Annotated in this window: 19 protein-coding genes; 9 read left to right on the top strand and 10 right to left on the bottom strand. The window is 69.7% G+C overall.

The window, feature by feature from the left end; all coding sequences use genetic code 11:
- Nucleotides 1–89: 89 nt before the first annotated feature.
- The 3 genes from KIK09_RS27310 to pgsA are packed head-to-tail and all read left to right on the top strand — an operon-like array spanning nucleotide 90 to nucleotide 2,856.
- Entirely contained in the window at nucleotides 90–836 is a 747-nt protein-coding gene (locus tag KIK09_RS27310; protein ID WP_214322231.1) for a helix-turn-helix domain-containing protein, read from the top strand.
- A 44-nt stretch (nucleotides 837–880) separates the two neighbouring features.
- Complete coding sequence (gene rimO / locus KIK09_RS27305; protein WP_214322230.1) at nucleotides 881–2,287, top strand: 30S ribosomal protein S12 methylthiotransferase RimO; 1,407 nt, start codon at nucleotides 881–883, stop codon at nucleotides 2,285–2,287.
- Complete coding sequence (gene pgsA, locus KIK09_RS27300; protein ID WP_214322229.1) at nucleotides 2,284–2,856, top strand: CDP-diacylglycerol--glycerol-3-phosphate 3-phosphatidyltransferase; 573 nt, start codon at nucleotides 2,284–2,286, stop codon at nucleotides 2,854–2,856. The genes rimO and pgsA overlap by 4 nt, the downstream gene beginning before the upstream one ends.
- A 91-nt stretch (nucleotides 2,857–2,947) precedes the next feature.
- Here pgsA and KIK09_RS27295 read toward each other — a convergent pair whose 3' ends face one another.
- Nucleotides 2,948–4,096, bottom strand: a complete 1,149-nt coding sequence (locus KIK09_RS27295) for an RNA-guided endonuclease InsQ/TnpB family protein (protein WP_214322228.1) — start codon at nucleotides 4,094–4,096, stop codon at nucleotides 2,948–2,950.
- Between the two features lie 53 nt (nucleotides 4,097–4,149).
- Between KIK09_RS27295 and KIK09_RS27290 the strand changes: the two genes are divergently transcribed.
- The 3 genes from KIK09_RS27290 to KIK09_RS27280 all read left to right on the top strand — a co-directional run bounded on the left by KIK09_RS27290 (nucleotide 4,150) and on the right by KIK09_RS27280 (nucleotide 5,997).
- Nucleotides 4,150–4,323, top strand: a complete 174-nt coding sequence (locus KIK09_RS27290; RefSeq protein ID WP_214322227.1) for a type II toxin-antitoxin system prevent-host-death family antitoxin — start codon at nucleotides 4,150–4,152, stop codon at nucleotides 4,321–4,323.
- A gap of 524 nt (nucleotides 4,324–4,847) precedes the next feature.
- A complete protein-coding gene (locus tag KIK09_RS27285; RefSeq protein WP_308164311.1) occupies nucleotides 4,848–5,357 on the top strand; it encodes a CinA family protein in 510 nt (169 codons plus the stop codon).
- Nucleotides 5,358–5,643: 286 nt separating this feature from the next.
- Nucleotides 5,644–5,997 carry a helix-turn-helix domain-containing protein gene (locus KIK09_RS27280; protein ID WP_214322226.1) on the top strand — a complete coding sequence of 118 codons (354 nt, stop codon included), beginning with the start codon at nucleotides 5,644–5,646 and terminating at the stop codon, nucleotides 5,995–5,997.
- Here KIK09_RS27280 and KIK09_RS27275 read toward each other — a convergent pair.
- From KIK09_RS27275 to KIK09_RS27265, 3 genes are all read right to left on the bottom strand, one after another.
- On the bottom strand, nucleotides 5,994–6,773 hold the full coding sequence (locus KIK09_RS27275) for a DNA-formamidopyrimidine glycosylase family protein (protein WP_214322225.1): 780 nt from the start codon (nucleotides 6,771–6,773) through the stop codon (nucleotides 5,994–5,996). The two genes, KIK09_RS27280 and KIK09_RS27275, sit on opposite strands and share 4 nt — an antisense overlap.
- Before the next feature lie 113 nt (nucleotides 6,774–6,886).
- The gene (locus tag KIK09_RS27270) at nucleotides 6,887–7,465 is read right to left on the bottom strand and encodes a TetR/AcrR family transcriptional regulator (RefSeq protein WP_214322224.1); all 579 of its coding nucleotides are present in this window, start codon (nucleotides 7,463–7,465) and stop codon (nucleotides 6,887–6,889) included.
- Nucleotides 7,462–8,244 carry an SDR family NAD(P)-dependent oxidoreductase gene (locus KIK09_RS27265; RefSeq protein ID WP_214322223.1) on the bottom strand — a complete coding sequence of 261 codons (783 nt, stop codon included), beginning with the start codon at nucleotides 8,242–8,244 and terminating at the stop codon, nucleotides 7,462–7,464. The genes KIK09_RS27270 and KIK09_RS27265 overlap by 4 nt, the downstream gene beginning before the upstream one ends.
- Before the next feature lie 55 nt (nucleotides 8,245–8,299).
- On the opposite strand from KIK09_RS27265, the gene KIK09_RS27260 reads away from it, so the two are divergent.
- Nucleotides 8,300–9,316, top strand: coding sequence for a P1 family peptidase (locus KIK09_RS27260; RefSeq protein ID WP_214322222.1), 1,017 nt, complete (start codon nucleotides 8,300–8,302; stop codon nucleotides 9,314–9,316).
- Nucleotides 9,317–9,319: 3 nt separating this feature from the next.
- On the opposite strand, the gene KIK09_RS27255 is transcribed toward KIK09_RS27260, so the two are convergent.
- Nucleotides 9,320–9,769 (bottom strand): RrF2 family transcriptional regulator, encoded by a 450-nt coding sequence (locus KIK09_RS27255; RefSeq protein ID WP_214322221.1) that lies wholly within the window; start codon nucleotides 9,767–9,769, stop codon nucleotides 9,320–9,322.
- Between the two features lie 313 nt (nucleotides 9,770–10,082).
- Nucleotides 10,083–11,882, bottom strand: a complete 1,800-nt coding sequence (locus KIK09_RS27250) for an endonuclease/exonuclease/phosphatase family protein (protein ID WP_214322220.1) — start codon at nucleotides 11,880–11,882, stop codon at nucleotides 10,083–10,085.
- 81 nt (nucleotides 11,883–11,963) lie between these two features.
- On the opposite strand from KIK09_RS27250, the gene KIK09_RS27245 reads away from it, so the two are divergent.
- Nucleotides 11,964–13,136: an ROK family transcriptional regulator gene (locus tag KIK09_RS27245; protein WP_214322442.1), complete on the top strand. Its 1,173-nt coding sequence runs from the start codon at nucleotides 11,964–11,966 to the stop codon at nucleotides 13,134–13,136.
- Here KIK09_RS27245 and KIK09_RS27240 read toward each other — a convergent pair.
- From KIK09_RS27240 to KIK09_RS27225, 4 genes are all read right to left on the bottom strand, one after another.
- Nucleotides 13,133–14,572 carry a glycoside hydrolase family 3 protein gene (locus KIK09_RS27240; protein WP_214322219.1) on the bottom strand — a complete coding sequence of 480 codons (1,440 nt, stop codon included), beginning with the start codon at nucleotides 14,570–14,572 and terminating at the stop codon, nucleotides 13,133–13,135. The two genes, KIK09_RS27245 and KIK09_RS27240, sit on opposite strands and share 4 nt — an antisense overlap.
- A 79-nt stretch (nucleotides 14,573–14,651) precedes the next feature.
- On the bottom strand, nucleotides 14,652–15,485 hold the full coding sequence (locus tag KIK09_RS27235; RefSeq protein ID WP_214322218.1) for a carbohydrate ABC transporter permease: 834 nt from the start codon (nucleotides 15,483–15,485) through the stop codon (nucleotides 14,652–14,654).
- Nucleotides 15,482–16,459, bottom strand: a complete 978-nt coding sequence (locus tag KIK09_RS27230; protein ID WP_214322217.1) for a carbohydrate ABC transporter permease — start codon at nucleotides 16,457–16,459, stop codon at nucleotides 15,482–15,484. The genes KIK09_RS27235 and KIK09_RS27230 overlap by 4 nt, the downstream gene beginning before the upstream one ends.
- Before the next feature lie 2 nt (nucleotides 16,460–16,461).
- Nucleotides 16,462–17,805, bottom strand: coding sequence for a sugar ABC transporter substrate-binding protein (locus tag KIK09_RS27225; protein ID WP_214322216.1), 1,344 nt, complete (start codon nucleotides 17,803–17,805; stop codon nucleotides 16,462–16,464).
- Between the two features lie 154 nt (nucleotides 17,806–17,959).
- Here KIK09_RS27225 and KIK09_RS27220 point away from each other — a divergent pair, with 154 nt between their 5' ends.
- On the top strand, nucleotides 17,960–19,108 hold the full coding sequence (locus tag KIK09_RS27220; protein WP_214322215.1) for an ROK family transcriptional regulator: 1,149 nt from the start codon (nucleotides 17,960–17,962) through the stop codon (nucleotides 19,106–19,108).
- Nucleotides 19,109–19,166: the final 58 nt, after the last annotated feature.

Genomic DNA, 19,166 nt, shown 5'->3' with positions numbered 1-19,166 from the left:
GACGATTACTGATTGAATGTGAACCACTACGCAACGTCGTGGGGGCGGGGAGGCGTTTTGCCGTGCAGGAGCAGCAGAGCATAGGAGCCATGCTGGCCACGGCCAGGAGGGCACGAGGACTGACAGTCGGGCAGCTGAGCGCGATCACACGGATCCGCGAGGCACTCATCTACGCCATCGAGCGGGACGACTTCTCCCTGTGCGGGGGTGACTTCTACGCCAGGGGGCACGTCAAGGCCATCTCCAAGGTCGTCGGCCTGGATCCGACGGCCATGGTCCACCTCTACGACGAGCAGCACGGCGGCGCGCCGCAGCCGGTCAGGGCGGCGGCCGTCTTCCAGGCGGACAAACGGGTCAAGCTGCGCGAGCGGCGCGGGCCGAACTGGACGCTCGCGCTGGGGGTGGCGCTGGCGATCGTGGTGGTCTTCGGCGTCATGCGGGCCATGGGCGGCTCCGACGAGACGCACATGACCGCCGTGAAGGGTGACCACGGCGTGCCTCCGAACGCGCCGTTCACGGACCCGCCGCGCCGCAACCACGGGGCGGCGGCGGGCCAGAAGCCGAAGCCGAAGCCGAAGAACATGGTCGTCGTGCGGGTGAAGGCGAAACGGGCTTCCTACCTGAACGTGAGCGACGCCAACGGCAAGCGGTTGTTCGCCGGCACCCTGGACGCGGGGAAGAGTTCCACGTGGAAGTCCAAGTCCGCGGTCAAGATGATCATTGGCGATGCCGGAGCGGTATTGCTGCAGGTCAACGGCAAGAATCTGGGGCATCCCGGCGGCAAGGGCGAGATGGTTTCGCGTACTTTCGGGCCTTCCACACCGCGACCGCGGTAGGCCGTGCAACAGCGGTGGCCAACTCCCGATACCGTAGTGTCACCATGTCATCCCGCCGAACCGTATCTCTGATCACCCTGGGCTGCGCGCGCAACGAGGTCGACTCCGAGGAGCTCGCCGCGCGGCTCGACGCTGCCGGTTGGGACCTCGGCGACGACAGTCCCGACGTCGTCGTCGTCAACACGTGCGGCTTCATCGACTCGGCCAAGAAGGACTCGATCGACACCCTGCTGGCCGCCGCCGACACCGGGGCCAAGGTGGTGGCCGCGGGTTGCATGGCCGAGCGCTACGGCAACGAGCTGGCCGAGGCGCTGCCCGAGGCGAGCGCGGTCATCTCCTTCGACGACTACGGCGACATCGGCGCGCGCCTCGACGACGTGGTCGCCGGGCGGGCGCTCAAGCCGCACACGCCGCGCGACCGCCGCACCCTGCTGCCCATCTCGCCTGTGGAACGTGCCGGGAGCCGCAACATCCCCGGCCACGGCGGCGACCTGCCCGCGGGCGTCGCCCCCGCGAGCGGGCCCCGGGTGCTGCGCAAGCGGCTCGACGAGAGCCCGGTGGCCTCGCTCAAGCTGGCCTCCGGCTGCGACCGCCGCTGCACGTTCTGCGCGATCCCGGCCTTCCGCGGGTCGTACGTCTCGCGTGACCCCGAGGAGCTGATGGCCGAGGCCGACTGGCTGGCCCACCGCGGCGTCCGCGAGCTCGTCCTGGTCAGCGAGAACTCCACCTCCTACGGCAAGGATCTGGGCGACCTGCGGGCCCTGGAGACGCTGCTGCCGCGCCTGGCGGCCGTCGAGGGCATCGACCGGGTCCGCGTCAGCTACCTGCAGCCGGCCGAGCTGCGTCCCGGGCTGCTGGAGACCATCGCGGCCACCGAGGGCGTCGCGCCGTACTTCGACCTGTCCTTCCAGCACGCCAGCGGCACCGTCCTGCGCAGGATGCGCCGCTTCGGCGACCCCGAGCGCTTCCTCGGCCTGCTCGACCAGGTCAGGGCGCTCGCGCCGGAGGCGGGCGTGCGCTCCAACTTCATCGTGGGCTTCCCCGGCGAGACCGAGGAGGAGTTCGAGGCGCTCGTCGGGTTCCTCGAGCGGGCTCGGCTCGACGTGATCGGCGTGTTCGGCTACTCCGACGAGGACGGCACCGAGGCCGCCACCCTGCCGGGCAAGCTCGACCAGGACCTCGTCGACGAGCGCGTGCGCTTGCTGACCGAGCTGGCCGAGGAGCTCACCGCCCAGCGCGCGGAGGAGCGCATCGGCACCGAGGTCGACGTCCTCATCGACGAGGACCTGGGCGACGGCGGCTACGAGGGCCGCGCCGCCCATCAGGGGCCCGAGGTCGACGGCTCGGTCACGGTGCAGGGCATCGGCCTGGTGCCCGGCCAGATCGTCCGCGCCGTGGTGGTCGACGCCGAGGGCGTCGACCTCATCGCACGCATCAAGGCCGACCCATGACCAAGGACGAGCGCCGCGTGGTGAGCCCGTGGAACATCGCCAACGTCCTCACGGTCACCCGGTTGGCGCTCGTCCCCTTCTTCGTCGTGTGCATGTTCCTGCCGGGCACGGGGTGGCGCCTGGCCGCGCTCGGGGTGTTCGCGGTGGCCTCGATCACCGACCACCTCGACGGTGAGCTGGCCAGGCGGTACGGCCTCATCACCGACTTCGGCAAGATCGCGGACCCGATCGCCGACAAGGCGCTCACCGGGGCCGCGCTGGTGTGCCTGTCGCTCCTGAACGAGCTGCCGTGGTGGGTGACGATCGTCATCCTGGGGCGGGAGCTCTGCATCACGCTGCTGCGCCTCATGCTGCTGCGGCGGGCGGTCATCCCGGCCTCGTACGGGGGCAAGGTCAAGACGGTGCTGCAGATCGCGGCGATCGTGCTGTACATCCTGCCCTGGGGGTCCGACGTGCTGCGGTGGGTGGTCATGGGGGCCGCCGTGGTGGTGACGGTGGGCACGGGGGTCGACTACGTCGTCCGCGCCATCAAACTCCGCCGCGTGGCCAGGCAGGTCCGGGGGGATTGACGCGCTCTCCAGCCTGAAGGCTGGAGATTCAGCCTGTGCCGCACACGCGGCACTTCTGTCGGCTTCCTGTTTCGCTGGGTCCTGCCCTCCGCTAGGCGGGTCTTACGGTCCCTCCGCAGGCGTTTAGCCTCTCCGCCCGTCCAGCGGCGAGGATGTTGATCGCAGCGTTCACGTCTCGGTCGTGGGTCGCACCGCAGGCGCACTCCCACGTTCGGATGTTCAACGGTATCTTGTCGGCCAGCAGCCCGCACGCCGAGCACAGCTTGCTGGACGGGAAGAACCGGTCGATCTTGACGAACGCCCTGCCATACCGTCGTGCCTTGTACTCCAGCATGGCGACGAACTGGGACCAGCCCGCGTCGTGCACGGACCTGGCCAGCCTCGTACGGCCCAGACCGGACACCGACAGGTTCTCCGCGTACACCGCTTGGTTGTCGCGGATGATCTGTGTGGAGAACTTGTGTGCCCAGTTGCGGCGCGCGTCGGACACCCTGGCGTGCGCCTTGGCGACCTTGACTCTGGCTTTCTGTCTGTTCGCTGAACCCTTTTCTTTCCTGGACAGCGCCTTCTGTGCCTTCCGCAAACGGCGTTCGGCCCGGCGTAGCAGGCGCGGGTTGTCCACCTTCCGGCCATCCGACAGGATCGCGAAATGCGTCAACCCGAGGTCGATCCCCACCTCGTTGTCTGTTTCCGGCAACGGCGCGTCGTTCGTCTCGACCACGAACGAGGCGAAATATCGGCCCGCCGCGTCTTTGACTACCGTCACACTCGAGGGCTCGGCGGGTAGGTCTCGCGACCAGCGAACAGACACGTCCCCGATCTTCGGCAGGCGCAGCTTCTCGCCTGGAGTGATCGAGAACCGGGCGTTCTTGGTGAACCGGATGGCCTGTCGGTTGTCCTTCTTCGACCTGAATCGGGGCGGGGCGATCCTCGGCCCTTTCCGCTTGCCGGTGATCGAGGCGAAGAAGTTGTGGTATGCGCTGTTCAGGTCGGCGAGCGCCTGCTGAAGGATTACGGCCGACACCTCGCCCAGCCATGAGCGTTCCGACGTCTTCTTCGCCTGCGTGATGACCCGCTTGGACAGATCTCCATCGGAGATGTACGGCAAGCCCTTCTCGCGGACTTCCTGTCGCATGCGCAGCCCGTCGTTGAATACCGTCCGCGCGCACCCGAACGCGCTGGCCAGCGCTTGACGCTGACCAGCGGTCGGGTAGAGGCGGAAGTTGTATCGAAGCTGCACAGATCAATTGTACATCCACGTACATGAAGGTGCGTCCAAGTACCATGACGTGCATGGAATCCGAAGAGATGAGCGTCGCCGAAGCGCGAAGCCAGTTCGCCGATGTCCTCAACGATGCGGCGGTACGGGGGCGGATCACGTACATCACCAACCGGGGACGGCGGTACGCCGCCGTGGTGCCCGTACAGGTCGCCGAGACTGCAGAGCGCACGCAGGACGAACACTGATCCTTAGGGCACGCTCGGGCCTGGCGGCTCTCCCGCGCGGACCCTTCACCCCCTGCCTGAAGGCCGGAGCGCTGGCCCGCATCCTGGTAGCGGCCCTCCTGTTTGTGGCGAGCGTCCTTTTCTGAGGCGGTGTGCTCTTGTACGGCGGCCCTCCCCTTTGCGGCGGGTGTGCTCTTGTACGGCGGTCTGTTCTTGTACGGCTGGCCGCCGCCCGCCGTCGTCGCTCAGGGTCTGTGTCCGGCGCCGCTGGCGAGTCGTGGCCACTTGCTCGCCGTTACGGCTCTTCATAGCCCGTCTCCCACGGTCCCGCCTCACCCGCCATAAGGGGCGCCGGCTTCGCCGTACACCTTCTCTCCGACGCGGCGCCTGGGGAGGCCCGCCTTGGGGAAGTCGTCGGGATCGTGGGGGGTTTGTGGGCGGAGGGGTGGAGGGGCTGGGGTGCCAGGTGTGTGGGGTGGGGGGGTTGGGAGGTGGGGTGGGCGGAGTGGGGGGCGGGAGAGGTGGCGGCGTGGTTGGGTGGAGGGGTGGGTGAGGAGCGGCGGGTGCGGGTGGCGGCTGAGGTGTTGGAGTTGCTGGTTCGGGAGGGTACGACCGTGGCGGTGGCCGAGTCGCTGACCGGAGGGTTGATCGGGGCGACGATTACCGCGGTGTCCGGGTCGTCCAAGGCGTTCCGTGGCGGGGTGATTTCTTATGCCACGGATCTGAAGCGCGACTTGCTGGCCGTACCCGAGGAACTGCTGCGCAGGGAGGGGGCCGTGCATCCGGAGGTGGCGGCGGCGATGGCCAGGGGAGTGGCGCGCGTGTGCGGGGCGAGTTATGGGCTGGCCGTGACAGGGGTGGCGGGGCCTGATCCGCAGGACGGGAGGGCCGTGGGGACCGTTTTCGTGGCCGTGAGCGGGCCCGGTGGGCGGGTCTGGGGGAGGGAACTGGCGCTGCGGGGGTCGCGCGAACAGATCCGGGAAGGCACGGTGGACGAGGCAGTCGATCTCCTTGCAGGTGTGCTGAAGGCGAACATAGGGGAACATTCCGGGTGATTACCGTGTTACGTCCCGAGCGAACATGCGAACCACGGTCTGACGCGGTGTCGGTGGATACGGGTACGGTGGAGCTGTGAGTGAGGTCCGTGAGCCATCTGCAAGCACCGAGCGCCCGGCAGGCGGGCCTAATGCGTCACGCAACGAGCCACGCGCGGCGGGCCAAGGACGGAGACGTCCGATGATGACGGCGAGGAGTATGTACGAAGCCACGAAGAAGAATGACCGGCACGACCCGATCGCGCGGGGCGTGGTGAAATCATCCACGCCGGGGAGGGAGCGACAGATGATCTTGCTGCGTCAGCTGCTCGGTGACGTGCTGAGGCGGTTGCGAGTGCGACAGGGACGCACGCTGCGCGAGGTTTCCACGCTGGCGCGGGTCTCGCTCGGTTACCTGTCCGAGGTTGAGCGTGGCCAGAAGGAGGCGTCCTCCGAGCTGCTCGCGTCCATCTGCGGCGCGCTTGGGGTTCCGCTGTCCCAGGTGCTGCGTGAAGTCTCGGATCAGTTCGCGCTGGCAGAGCTTCAGGCGACCCCCGTGCTGTCCGACGTGCCGGAGCACGAGCGCCTGCCCCTCGCCGAGACCGTCCCGGGTTCGGCGATCCCCGACTACCCCGAGGTCAAGGCCATGGTGGCCGCCTAGCGAGGCTGGCAGCCATCACACCACAGGATCAACCTCTCCTGTGGCTGTGCCCCCATCTCCCCTCGGTTGATGCGAGTGCCGCATCGGCGACAGGGTCGGCCCGCCCTGCCGTAAACCCACGTCTGGTTCCCCGGACGGCGATCGCCCGTGGTCACTGTGGCCGCGTGATCCTTGTTCGCGTCCAGCAGCCGCTGCGCGAGCGAGACCAGGCCGTCCAGATCCTCGATCTCACCCACCTCCCGCCACGGCCAGACCCCGCGCAGGAACAGCGTCTCCGCCCGGTAGATCGTCCCGATCCCGGCGAGGTTGCGCTGGTCGAGCAGTGCCTCCCCGATCGTCCGCGCCGGATCGGCGCGCAGGCGCCTGACCACCTCCTGCGGATCCCAGTCGGCACCCAGCAGGTCAGGCCCCAGATGGCCGACCACGCGGTCCTCCTCGGCGGTCTTCACCAGGTCCACCATGCCGAGCTTGACGCCCATGGCCTGCCATTCGGCGTTGGCCAGGATCAGCCGCACCTGGTCGCCAGGCGGCGGGCGCCGGCCGGGCGGCACGATGCGCCAGGAGCCGTCCATGCGCAGGTGGGTGTGCACGGTGAGGTCACCCTCGACGCGCGTGAGCAGGTGCTTGCCGCGTGACATCGTGGTCAGGACGGTCCGGCCGCTGAGGTCGGCGGTGGCGTAGCGGGGCACGCGGAAGTCCGACCGCGTGAGCACCCGCCCGTCCAGGGCGTCGCGCAGTTTGGCGGCCGTGCGGTAGACGGCGTCTCCCTCGGGCATGCGGCCAGTCTAGGAAGACCGAACGCATCCTCAACGGGTGCTCGACACGTATCGGCCTGCCTTCCCCGCGTAGACACGACTACGGGCAGGAAAACCTCAGGCGGCTGCGCCGGCTAGCCGCTCAGTGACCGCCAGATCCTGTCGGGCAGGATCCGGGCCGCCTCGGCCAGGTCGATGTCGCCGGCCCCCGCCAGCCAGCGCCTGGTCACCTCCGCGACCGGGCCGATCAGCAGCATCTCGACCTGTGCCATCGGCAGGTCCGCGACCGTCCCCGCCGCCACGTGCGGCCGCAGCCAGGCCACCAGCCTGGCCAGCCGCGGCGCCTTGTCCGCCGCTATCTGCTCGGCGTAGGGTCCCAGGTCGATCGCGTACGGCGCGGCGTGCACGAACCTGGCCTGGTCCGGGTGCTCGGCGGTGAAACCGAGGTAGGCCACCACCGCCTGCCGTACGCCGTCGCGGGCGCTCGAGGCGGGCTCCACGGCCGACAGCAGCGCGTCGAGCAGGTCGGCCATGCAGCGGCTGTACAGCGCGGCGGCCAGGCCTTCCAGGCTGCCGAAGTGGTGGTAGAGGCTGCCCACGCTGACGCCGCTGCGCGTGGTCACGGCGCGCAGCGTGAAGTCGGCCGGGTACACCTCCAGGGCCGTGTCGAACAGCCGGCCGATCGTCTCCTCGCTGCGCTTGTGCCTGGTCACCCGGCCGACGTTAGCGCCTGCGCCTCCTGCCAGACGCGCCGGGCCAGTTCGCCGTCCGTGGCGGGCGGCTGGAGGGGGATCTCCTCGGTCAGGTTGAAGTACCGGCCCGTGCCGGGGTTGGCGGCCAGCCGTACGACGGGTTCGGCGCCCTCTTCAGGGGTGGCCCAGCCGCGCTTGGCCAGCTTGAGCAGCCAGCCGACGGGGCCGCGCCTGTCGCCGAGCCCGGTGCGGATCACGCCGGGATGAACGGCGTCGATCGTGATGCCGCGCTCGCGCCAGCGCTCGGCGAACAGCGGGACGGTCAGCAGGTTGCACAGTTTGGTGTCGGCGTAGGTCCTGATCTGGTGGAAGTCGGCGCCCACGGACGTCCTGCCCGGCTCGGCCCTGCCCTTGACGTAGAGCCCGGCGCTGACCTGGACGACCCGCGCCAACTGGTCCTCGAGCAGGTGGTTGAGCAGGAACGGGGCCAGGTGGTTGACGGCGAAGGACTCCTCGAGGCCGTCCTCGGTCAGCGTGCGGCGGCTTGGCCACAGCCCGGCGTTGTGGACGAGCACGTCGACGCGTTCTGTCCTGTCGCGCAGCTCACCTGCCAGGCGCTGGACGGAGGCGATCGTGGACAGGTCGCCCGTGACGGGCTCCACGTCGCCCCGCAGGGACGCGGCCGCCTGCTGCGGGTTGCGCGCGACCAGCAGGACCCGATGGCCGGCGCGGGCCAGTTGCTCGCAGATCGCGTAGCCGATGCCGCGATTGCCTCCTGTTACGACCACTGTCGACGTCATGCTGGAGAATCTTTCTAGAGAAATTCTCTAATTTCAACTGTGCAGAATGGACGGCATGCGAGGACGACGTCTGCGGGACTTCGGGCATTCGATCGGCCGCCTGGAGCCCGGGCCGCTCAACGCCATCACCGACGTGGCAGGGGTTCTGGTGGGGCAGAGCACGATCGTGGACGAGCGGCGGAGCGTCTACTCGGGCGTCACGGCGATCGTGCCCGAGGCCCTGGCCGGAGTGCGGGCCGTCCCCGCCGGGTTCCACGTCGGCAACGGCTACGGCAAGTTCGTGGGCACCACGCAGCTCGTGGAGCTCGGCGAGCTGGAGACGCCCATCCTGCTGACCTCGACGCTGTCCGCGTTCCGCGCGGCCGACGCCCTGCTGAGCTGGATCCTCGAGCGCAGGAGCGGGCCCGTCGTCACGGTCAACCCGGTGGTCGGCGAGGTGAACGACCTGTGGCTGACGACGGGCGAAGCGCGCCCTGTCACCGCCGAGCACGTCCACGCCGCCCTCGACGGGGCCTCGTCGCAGGCGCCCGAGCTGGGCAACGCCGGAGGCGGCACCGGGGCCTGCGCGCTGGGCTTCAAGGCGGGCATCGGTACGGCTTCGCGGCGGACGAGGCTGCGCGACCAGGAGACCACGGTCGGCGTGCTGGTTCAGGCGAACATGGGCGGGGACCTGCGGTTGCTGGGCCGTACGATCACGCCGGAGAGCCTCGGCTTCCTGCGGGCGGGTCCCGAGACCGACCGGGGTTCCTGCGTCGTCGTGATCGCGCTCGACGTGGCCTGCCCCGCGCTGCAGCTGTCGCGGATCGCGGCCAGGGGAGTCCTCGCGCTGGGCAGGGTCGGCGCCTCCTACAGCCACGGCAGCGGCGACTACGGGCTGGCCTTCTCCTCCGCGCATTCCGACGCGCCGAGGACGCTCGACCAGGTGGAGCTCGACAGGATCTTCACCGCGGTCCTGGACTCCGTGGAGGAGGCGGTGATCGACGCGCTGCTGGCGGCGCGGACGGTGCGCACGGCGGAAGGACGCGAGGCGGTCGCCCTCCCGCACGAGGTGCTCGGGGCCCTCGGCGGCTGAACGTCAGTCCCAGGCGGCGGGGTCGGCGGCGAGCTGGCGGACGCGTTCCGGCAGGGTTCCGGTGGCCACCTGGTCCAGCGTGACCTCCTCGAGGATGGCGCGCTCCGTGGCGCGCAGGGCGATCCACACCTGTTGCAGGGACTCGGCCGGCCCCCGGTATCCCACGTGCTCGGGGCGCTCGCCCCGGACGTTGGCCAGCGGGCCGTCGACCGCGCGGATCACGTCGGCGAGCGAGATCTCGCCCGCGGGCCTGGCCAGCACGTAGCCGCCCTCGGGACCACGCTGGCCTCGCACGAGACCGGCGCGGCGCATCTGGAGCAGAATGTTCTCCAGGTACTTGGGCGGCATGTCCTGCTCCTTGGCGAGCTCGCCCACGGTTGTCGGGCCGGCACCGGCTGCGGCGAGTTCGGCGGCGGCACGGAGGGCGTAGTCGACACGAGCGGATAGGCGCATGTTGTCGATTATCCCTCCTGGTGAACGTGGAAAGGGCATCGGATGCCTGGTCGGAGCGGGCTGTGTTCACGCGACCTGCGGCTGAACGACAAATCCGTCGTGAGTTTGTCTCGCGAAAAACCGAAGATCATGTCACATCAGGGACGCATGATCGTAACCGGGCGGCGGAATCTTGGGGCACCAAGGTAGGGAATCCTGCACTCCGGTAGAAAGAATCTCCACCGGGCGGCTACGCTTTGCAATTGCAAGCTCGCTCAGCGCTATGAATTTGCATGACATCTGCGCACAATCGGGGGCATAGCGCTGGGCGACTTCATTCCTGGCTTGCTGACGTCAGGCGCAACGTCGCGATGACGGGCAGGTGGTCCGAGAACGTCAGCCGCGGCGCCTGGGCGGAGACGGCCTCGAGACCCTCGCTGATCAGCACGTGGTCGATCCGCTCGACCGGCGCGTCGGCCGGGGAGGTACTGGGGTTCCCCAGCTTGAGCAGCGGGTCTGACAGGCCGGCGTCGAGCAGGACCCGCATCTGTGGGTCGGTGGGGCGGGTGTTCAGGTCGCCCGCCACCACCACCGGCCGCTCCGCCGCCAGTTTCCTGACGATGTCGGCCACCTCGGGGGCTTGGCCGACGGGTGCCTGGAGGTGGGTGTTGACGATGCCGACCTCCTTGCCGCCGACCTCGACGACCGCCTGCTGCGCCTGCGCGCCGGTCGGGTAGTCGTGCTTGCCGAGTTCCGTGGAGGACCACGTCTTGACCGGCAGGTTGGTCAGCAGCGCGTCACCCCACACGGCGTCGGCCGCCGGGGCGAAGTAGTAACGCATGCCGAGGCCTCTGGCGATCCTGGCCAGGTCGTCGTGGCCGCCGTTGAGCAGCCAGCCCCGGTCCACCTCGCTCAGCAGTACCACGTCTGGATGCCGCGCGGCGGCCCAGGCGGCGATCTGGTCGAGCGACAACCGGCCGTCGAGGCCGAACCCCATGCGGATGTTGTAGGTGATGAGCGTGAACGCGTCGCCCTGCTTGGTGCGCACGGGGATCTCCGGCTGCCAGGTCGCGGCGATCGCCAACGGGACGAGCACCAGGGAGGCGAGGGCGGGCTTCCACAGCAGCCTGCTCTTGACGATCTGGAACCGCTTGGGCATCAGCTCGGGGACCACGCCGACGCCCACGATCAGCAGCGCCGCGGCCGTGGGGAACGCCAGGTTCGGGAAGCCCAGATCCAGGTCGTAGGAGGCGTAGTAGCCAAACACGCCGACCAGGAACACCAGCCCGCCGCCGAGCATGGCCAGTCCAGGGCGCCGGTTGGCCCCGCGCGTCTGGATGAGCTCGCCAACCCACACGATCGCCACGGGGGCGGCCATATTCGACAGGAACGTCAAGGGAGTGAGCAGGACCAGAAGGATGCCGAAGACCAGCGAGAAGGGGGGCATGGAGGGCGGCTGCATGGCGCGCACAGTGAGCGCGAGCAGACAGAGGGCCAGCAGGCCGGGGAGAGCGAGTGTCACCAGGTCCGTGGTCGGGCCCGCGGCCGCCTTCGACCACGACGTCGCCGCCATGCCCACGATCAGGAGCGCGGGGCCGAAGAGGAACCAGGTACGAGACGGGGCGGGATCGCCGGGTTCCGCCAGGGCCTGCCGTACCAGGAAGAGGAAGGCCGCGCAGAGGGCCGCGACCGCGAGCCACGGGAGGACGCCGGGACGCCAGACCAGGTCGACGCCGTCCAGGAGCAGGTGGATCAGGACCGAGAAGGACAGGCCGCCCATCAGGCCCACCGGCACCGCGGCGGCAGGGACGAGCCGGGCGCAGCCGGTCAGGAAGAGCAGGCCCGCGCTGACGCCCACGGAGGAGGCGTAGAGCTGCAGCAGACCCGCCTGCAGGACGAGCAGGCACGCGACGAGGGCCACGGCCCCGCCGGCCAGGGCCCAGCGGGGGCGCAGCAGCAGCCCGAGGAACGGCAGGACGAACCAGGCGGCGGCGTACAGGCCCATGAGCTCCGGCGGCGTCTCCCCGGCGCGTCCGAACAGCGTGATCAGCGACGGCAGGAAGACGCGTAAGACGTCGAAGAACAGAGCCACGCCGAGCGCGAGGCAGAGCGCCGGCCACCGGGGGATGGTCATGAGGCATCCTCACGTCCCCAGAGCTCAGGGCGCAAGCGCTAAACTGCCAACAACCTTGACGATATGACGGTGGGATACAGCGTGGAGCGACGGCCTGGTGTGCCCAGACTGCTCAGGGAGATCAACGACCGGGCCGCACTGGAGCTCTTGCTGGCGACCGGTCCGATGACGCGGGGGCAGATCGGCGACCTGACCGGCCTGTCCAAGGTGACCGCGTCGCAGACGCTGGCCAGGCTGGAGGAGCGCGGCCTGGTCGAGGTGGTCGGCGCCCAGGCGGGCGGGCGCGGCCCCAACGCCGCGCTGTACTCGGTGATCGCCTCCAGCGCCTTCGTGGCCGGGCTCGAGGTGGGTCCCGACCTGATCTCCACGGCGGTGGCCGACATCCACGGGCGCACGGTCGCCGAGGTGACGCTGGACCCCAACGGCCACGACGACCCGGTGCCCGTCGTCCACGACGCGATCGTGAAGGCGTGCCGCAGCGCCAAGGTGAGCCTGGGCAAGCTGCGCGGTGTGGTCATCGGCACCCCCGGGGTCGTCGACCCGCGCAGCGGCGACGTGCGCTTCTCCTTCGACCTGCCCGGCTGGCACGAGGGCATCCACGAGGCGCTGGCCGGTGACCTCAAGCGCGAGGTCACGATCGAGAACGACGTCAACCTGGCCGCGATCGCCGAGCGCGCCGACGGCGCGGCCAAGGGGCTGGACGACTTCGTGCTGCTGTGGGCCAGCCGCGGCCTGGGCCTGGCCGTGGTGCTCGGCGGCAAGCTGCACAGGGGCCGTTCCGGCAGCGCGGGCGAGATCGGCTACCTGCCCGTCCCCGGCGTGCCGCTGCCCGAGGACATCCGCACCGAGCCGGGGCGGCTGCCGTCGCTGGCGGGCGGCCTGCAGTCGCTGGTCAGCGCCGAGGCGGTGGCCGAGCTCGCGCAGGGGTACGGCTTCGCGGCCGAGAGCGCGGGCGAGTGCGTCAGGGTCGCCATCGAGGCGGGCGAGGCGGGCGAGCCGCTGCTCGACGAGATCGCCCACCGCCTGGCCCTGGGCGTCGCCGCGGTCTGCGTGATCCTCGACCCGGGGCTGGTCGTCCTGGCCGGAGAGATCGGCCACGCGGGCGGCGCCGCGCTCAACGAGCGGGTCGAGGAGGCCGTGGCACGCATCTGCCCGGTCCGCCCGCAGGTCGTCACCAGCACCGTCATCGGCAACCCGGTGCTGCGCGGCGCCGTCCTCGCCGCCCTGGAGCAGGCCCGCGAGGAGCTCATCTAGGCGGTCAGCAGCTCCACCGCGGCCTGCGTGTTGGCCCGCGCCGCCCCGTAGGTGGCGATGTAGGCGGCGCTCGACGGCCGCCACACGGGCAGCCCCATCTCGATGACGACGGTGTCGGGCCTGGCCTCGACCAGCGCCGACACCAGCCGCCTGCTCTCCTCGTAGCGGTGCGCGTCCTTGACCACCACGACCAGAGACCGGCCGGCGGAGCTGGCCAGCAGTCCGGACACGTCGGCGTCGGCCGGCTTCACCCGGACGATCTCCGCCTCGGGCAGCCACGGCGCCACGCCCCACGGCACGTCGCCCACCGCGATCGTCGGCGGCGTGTCGACCTCCACCACCAGCGGGTCCACCAGCGGCTTGGCCGCCCCGGTCAGCCGTACGGCACGCCGCGCGGCATCCAGCCCGATCACCTCCGCGTCGGCGGCCACCCGATCGCCCGAGCCGAACCAGGCACGCAGCGAGGCCAGCCGCGCGGCCGCCTCCTCCAGCCGCGCGAGCGGCAGCCGCCCGTCCGACACCGCGGCCACGATCTCGGCGATGATCTTCAGCACGTCCTCGTGCGTCGGCAGCGGACCCAGGCACAGCAGGTCGGATCCGGCGGCCAGCGACTGGACCGCGCCGCCCGCCAGCCCGACGCTCTCGGTGATCGCGTGCATGTCCAGCGCGTCGGTGACCACCACGCCGTCGTAGCCGAGCTCGCCCCTGAGCAGCTCGGTGAGCGCGGCCCCTGACAGCGTCGCGGGCACGTCCCCCGTCACCGAGGGCACCGCCACGTGCGCCGTCATGATCGACCTGGTGCCCGCCTCGACCGCGGCGGCGAACGGGACCAGCTCCCTGGCGCGCAGCACCTCCGGCGTCACGTCCACGACCGGCACCGCCAGGTGCGAGTCGACGCGGGTGGCGCCGTGGCCGGGGAAGTGTTTGACGCAGGCCGCCACGTTGACCGACTGCAGGCCCTGGACCGCGGCGACCGTGTGCCTGGCCACCAGCGCGGGGTCCGCGCCGAACGAGCGGGTGCCGATCACCGGGTTGTCGGCCTCGGTGTTGACGTCGGCGTCGGGCGCCATGTCCAGGTTGATCCCGCACCCTGCGAGCTCCGCGCCGATCGAGCGGTACACGCGCCGGGTCAGCTCCACGTCGTCGACCGCGCCCAGCGCCGCGTTGCCCGGATACGGGCTGCCCACGTGGTAGGCCAGCCGCGTGACGTCGCCGCCCTCCTCGTCGAGCGAGATCACCGGCTCGCCGGCCGCGCGCAGCGACCCGGTCAGCCGCGCGACCTGGTCGGGGCTCTCCACGTTGAAGCCGAAGAGCGTCACGCCGCCCAGTCCGTGCTCCAGCTCGCGCAGCACCCAGCTGGGCGCCGTGGTGCCCTGGAAGGCGACGAGCAGCGTGCCGGCCGCGAGACGACGCAGCCCCCGATCACTCTGACTCATGGCTCCTCATCGTTGAAAGGCAGGACCTTGTACGGCAGGCGGCTTCCTGAGCCGCGTGCCGTACGAAGATCGGTGGTTGTCAGCCCTTGACCGCGCCGGCGACGAGGCCGGAGACCATGCGGCGTTGGACGAGCAGGAAGAAGATCAGGACGGGGACCGTCATCAGGGTCGAGGCCGCCATGATGCCGCCCCAGTCCGTCGAGCGTTGCCCCACGAAGAACTGCAGCGCGCGGGGCATGGTGAACTTGGCCGAGTCCTCGATCAGCGTCAGCGCGAAGACGAACTCGTTCCACGCGGTGATGAAGGAGAAGATGCTGGTCGCCACCAGACCGGGCGCCACCAGCGGGAAGAGCACCTTCCAGAACGTGGTGAAGCGGCTGGCGCCGTCGATCCAGGAGGCCTCCTCCAGCTCCCTGGGCACCGCGGCGACGAACGTGCGCAGCATCCACACCGAGAACGGCAGCGTGAAGCCGATGTTGATGATGATCAGGCCGAGCAGGTTGTCGTACAGACCCATCCGCCGCACGTTGAGGAACAGCGGGATCACCAGCGCCTCGCAGGGCACCATCTGCACGATGAGCAGCAGGATCAGGAACGAGGTGCGGAAGCGGAACCTGAAGCGCGCCACGGCGGTGGCGGCCAGCAGCGCGAACAGCGAGCCCACCACGATCGTCGACAGCGAGACGATGGCGCTGTTGAGCAGGTAGTTCCAGATCGAGTGCCCGTTGATGCCCTTGGTGAACAGCCGGTCGATGTGCTCCATCGACGGCGGCGAGGGGAACGGGATGAAGTCGGTGGTGTAGATCTGGTCGTTCGGTTTGAACGCGATCGAGATCATCCAGTACACCGGGAAGACCGCGAACAGGAAGACCGCGAGCCCCGCGGCGTTGAGGGCGATCTTTCTTGCCTTCACTTGACGTCCTCCGTCTTCACGATCTGGCGGACGTAGACGAACGTGATCAGCAGCAGGATCACGGTCAGCACGACCGCGATGGCGGCGCCGAAGCCCATGTCAGGCGGCGGGCTGAAGGCCTCGATGTAGCTCCACATCGAGAAGTTGTAGGCCTCGCGCGGCATGTTCGTGCCGCCCGCCTGGATGAACAGCTGGGTGAAGACCTTGACGTCCCAGATGATCGACAGGACCACCAGGACCGAGAAGACCGGCCGCAGCATCGGGAAGGTGATCTTCCTGAAGGTGTGGAACCCGGTGGACCCGTCCACCTTGGCCGCCTCGTACAGCTCGCTGGGGATGCTCTTGAGCCCGGCCAGGACCGACACCGCGATGAACGGGAACGACGCCCACACCACCGTGATGATCAGCACGACGTAGATGTCGAGGGAGTCGTTGAACCAGGCCTTGCCGTCCAGCCGGAACAGCCAGTTGACCACGCCGTTGTCGGCGTCGAACAGCCACTTCCACACCACCGCGGCCGAGGCCGGCGGGACCGCCCAGGCGGCCATGCTGCCGACCATGACCAGCATCGACATCTTCCTGCCCAGCTTGTGCAGCAGGAGCCCGACGAGCGTGCCCACGACCAGAGTGAGCGCCACCGCGACGAGCGCGAACACCAGCGTGTTGCGCAGCGACATCGCGAACAGGTCGGACTTGAAGACCTCGGTGTAGTTGTGGGTGCCGACGAAGTCCGCCGGCAGCGGGTTCTTCGGCCGGATCTGCCGCAGCCCGACCTTGTGGAAGGACATGTCGACCATCTGGTACAGCGGGTAGAGCAGGAGTACCGCTATGACCAGCAGGCCGGGCAGGAGCAGGGCGTAGGGGAGCACCCAGGGGGGCAGTCCGCTGGCCCGCCGGCCCGCCGGAGGCCGGCGTCGCCGCCCCGGGGCGGCGGTGTCGCCACCGCCCCGGGAGATGGTTGACGTGTGCGCCATCGTCACTGGCTCTTGTTGAGGATGGCTTCGAGCTCGGTGTTGGCTGCCTTCAGCGCGTCGTCGACGTTGGCCTCACCCTTGATCACCTTGCGGGCCGCGTTCTGCAGCACCGCCTTGGTGTCGTTGGCCTCGGCCCAGTTGGGGCTCGCGGGGAAGCCCTTGGCGACCGCGAACGCCTCGGTGAACGGCTTCTGGACCGGGTCGGAGGCCAGTTCCTGCAGCGCGTCAGGGTACAGCGGCAGCAGCCCGCTGTCCTTGGCGTAGCGGGAGCCGAACTCCTTGCCCGCGGCCAGCTTGAGGTACTCGGCCGCGAGCTCGGGGCTCTTGGCGTCCTTCCAGATCGCGATGTCGTTGCCGCCCTGGAAGGCCGGGGCCGCGCCGCTGCCGTCCTTGGCGGGGATGGCGAAGAACGCCATCTTCTTCTCGTCGATCTTGCCCTTGCTCTGTTCCTTGATGGTCTGGATGTCCCAGCCACCGGTGACGTACATGCCGACCTTGCCGGCGGCGAAGCGCTGGGCGATGTCGATGGAGTTCAGCGTCAGGCGGGACTTGCCGGAGACGCCGTCCTTGGACACCAGGTCGGTGTAGAACTGGAAGCCCTCCTTGAAGCCGGGCTCGTTCAGCTTGCCGACCCACTTGCCGCCCTCGTTGACGGCGAAGTCGCCGCCGGCCGACCAGACGAACGGCGAGAGGGACATGTTGGCGTCGGAGCCGCCGTTCCAGGCGAAGCCGTCGACGTCCTTGCCCTCTTTCTCGACGATCTTCTTGGCCGCGGCGACCAGCTCGTCCCAGTTCTTGGGCGGCTGGAGGCCGAGCTTGTCGAACCAGTCCTTGCGATAGAGGACGGCCCGGGTGCCGCCGCCCCACGGCGCGGCGTAGATCTTGCCGTTGATGGTCTCGTAGCCCCACAGGTTCTGCGGGATCGCCTGGAAGTCGGGGTTGGACTTCGTCAGGTCGGTGATGTCGGTCAGGGCTTCCTGCTGCGCCCAGGCCGCCACCTGGTCGTTGCCGAACTCGGTGACGTCGGGGCCCTCGCCCGCCGCCAGCGCCGAGGTCCACTTCTTCTGGGCGTCGGGCCACGGCACCCACTCGACCTTGACGTCGGCGCCGGTGGTCTCCTTGAACTTGGCGTTCAGGTCGCCCATGTACTTGTTCTGTACGTCGTTGGGCACGCCCAGGCGCCACACGGTGAGGGTCTGTCCGGCGTACTTGGGGCCGCTGGCGGCGGTGCTGGCCGAGGGGGCGGCCGAGTTCTTCGCGGGTTCGTTACTGCCACCGCAGGCGGCCAGGCCCAGTGCAAGGGCCGCCGTGGTGACGCTAGTGGCCGTGATCTTCGCGATCCTCACTAGGGTTCTCCCTTCCCGGCTAAAACGCGTCGGGGGTTGCGCTCATCCGGTGACGGCTTCCGTCCGCACCTGGCTGATTGACTGGTGCTAAACTAACAAGAAACTTTCTTAAAAGAAACGGTCGTTAGCCGATCGTGACGAGGAGGGCGCGTCCATGAGCAGGAGCCCGGGAACGCCGCGTCTGCTTCGGAGGCTGAACGACCGGGCGGCACTCGAACTCCTCCTCACCCAGGGGCCGCTGACCCGCGCCGAGCTGGGGGAACTCACCGGGCTCTCCAAGGTAACCGCAGGTCAGCTGCTTGCCCGCCTGGAGGAGCGGGGGCTGGTCGAGGTCGCGGGGGAGCGCGCGGGCGGGCGGGGGCCGCACGCGGCCCTGTATGCCGTGGCTCCCTCGTCCGCCTACGTGGCGGGGCTCGAGGTCCTGCCCGACAGCCTGACCGTCGGTGTGGCGGACATCACAGGTAAAATCGTTGTCGAGGTGACGGTCAATCCGGCCGACGGCAAGGACCCGGTCAAGGCCGTCCACTCGGCCGTGCGGCGGGCCTGCGACTCCGCCAGGATCGGGATCTCCCAGCTGCGCTCGTTCGTCATCGGCACCCGCGGCGTGGTCGATCCGCGTACCGGCGACGTGCGCTTCTCCTACGACCTGCCAAGCTGGCACGTGGGCGTGCTGGCGAGCCTGCGCGCCACGCTCGGCGCCTCCGTCACGATCGAGAACGACGTCAACCTCGTCGCTCTGGCCGAACACCGGTACGGCGCGGCCGCCGGCCACGACGACTTCGTCGTCATCTGGGCCGGGGTCGGCCAGGGCCTCGGCGTGATGCTGGGCGGCAAGCTGCACCGCGGCATCACCGGCGGCGCCGGGGAGATCGGCTGGCTGCCGGTCCCCGGCGAGCCGCTGCCCACCGACGTCCAGCACCCGCAGTCGGGCTCCTTTCAGCGCCTGGTGGGCCAGGAGGCCCTCGGCGGCCTCGCGCGGCAGTACGGCGTGCCCGGCGCCTCGATCCCCGACCAGGTGCGCCACGGCCGCGACGGCTACCTGGACGAGGTGGCGGGCAGGCTTGCCGTGGGCGCGGCCGCGGTCGCGGTGGTGCTGGATCCCGGGCTGATCGTGCTCAGCGGTGATGTCGGCAGGGCCGGCGGCGAGCGCCTGGCTGCCAAGGTGGAGGAGGCGGTGGCCCGGCTGTGCCCGAGCCAGCCGCGCGTGGTGACCTCCGGCGTCGCGGGAAACCCGGTGCTGCGCGGGGCGCTGGTGGCGGCGCTGGAGGAGGCGCGCGAGCAGGTGTTCTCCGACACCGTCTGACAGATCCCTTTGCATACGGAAGACCCGATGGTCACCCCAGGTGAGGGTGCGGGTGCGG

It is taken from the genome of Nonomuraea sediminis (genome assembly GCF_018531495.1).
Lineage (GTDB): Bacteria > Actinomycetota > Actinomycetes > Streptosporangiales > Streptosporangiaceae > Nonomuraea > Nonomuraea sediminis.
The sequence above is the reverse complement of the archived record's forward strand: the minus strand, read 5'-3'. Positions and strand labels throughout refer to the sequence as shown.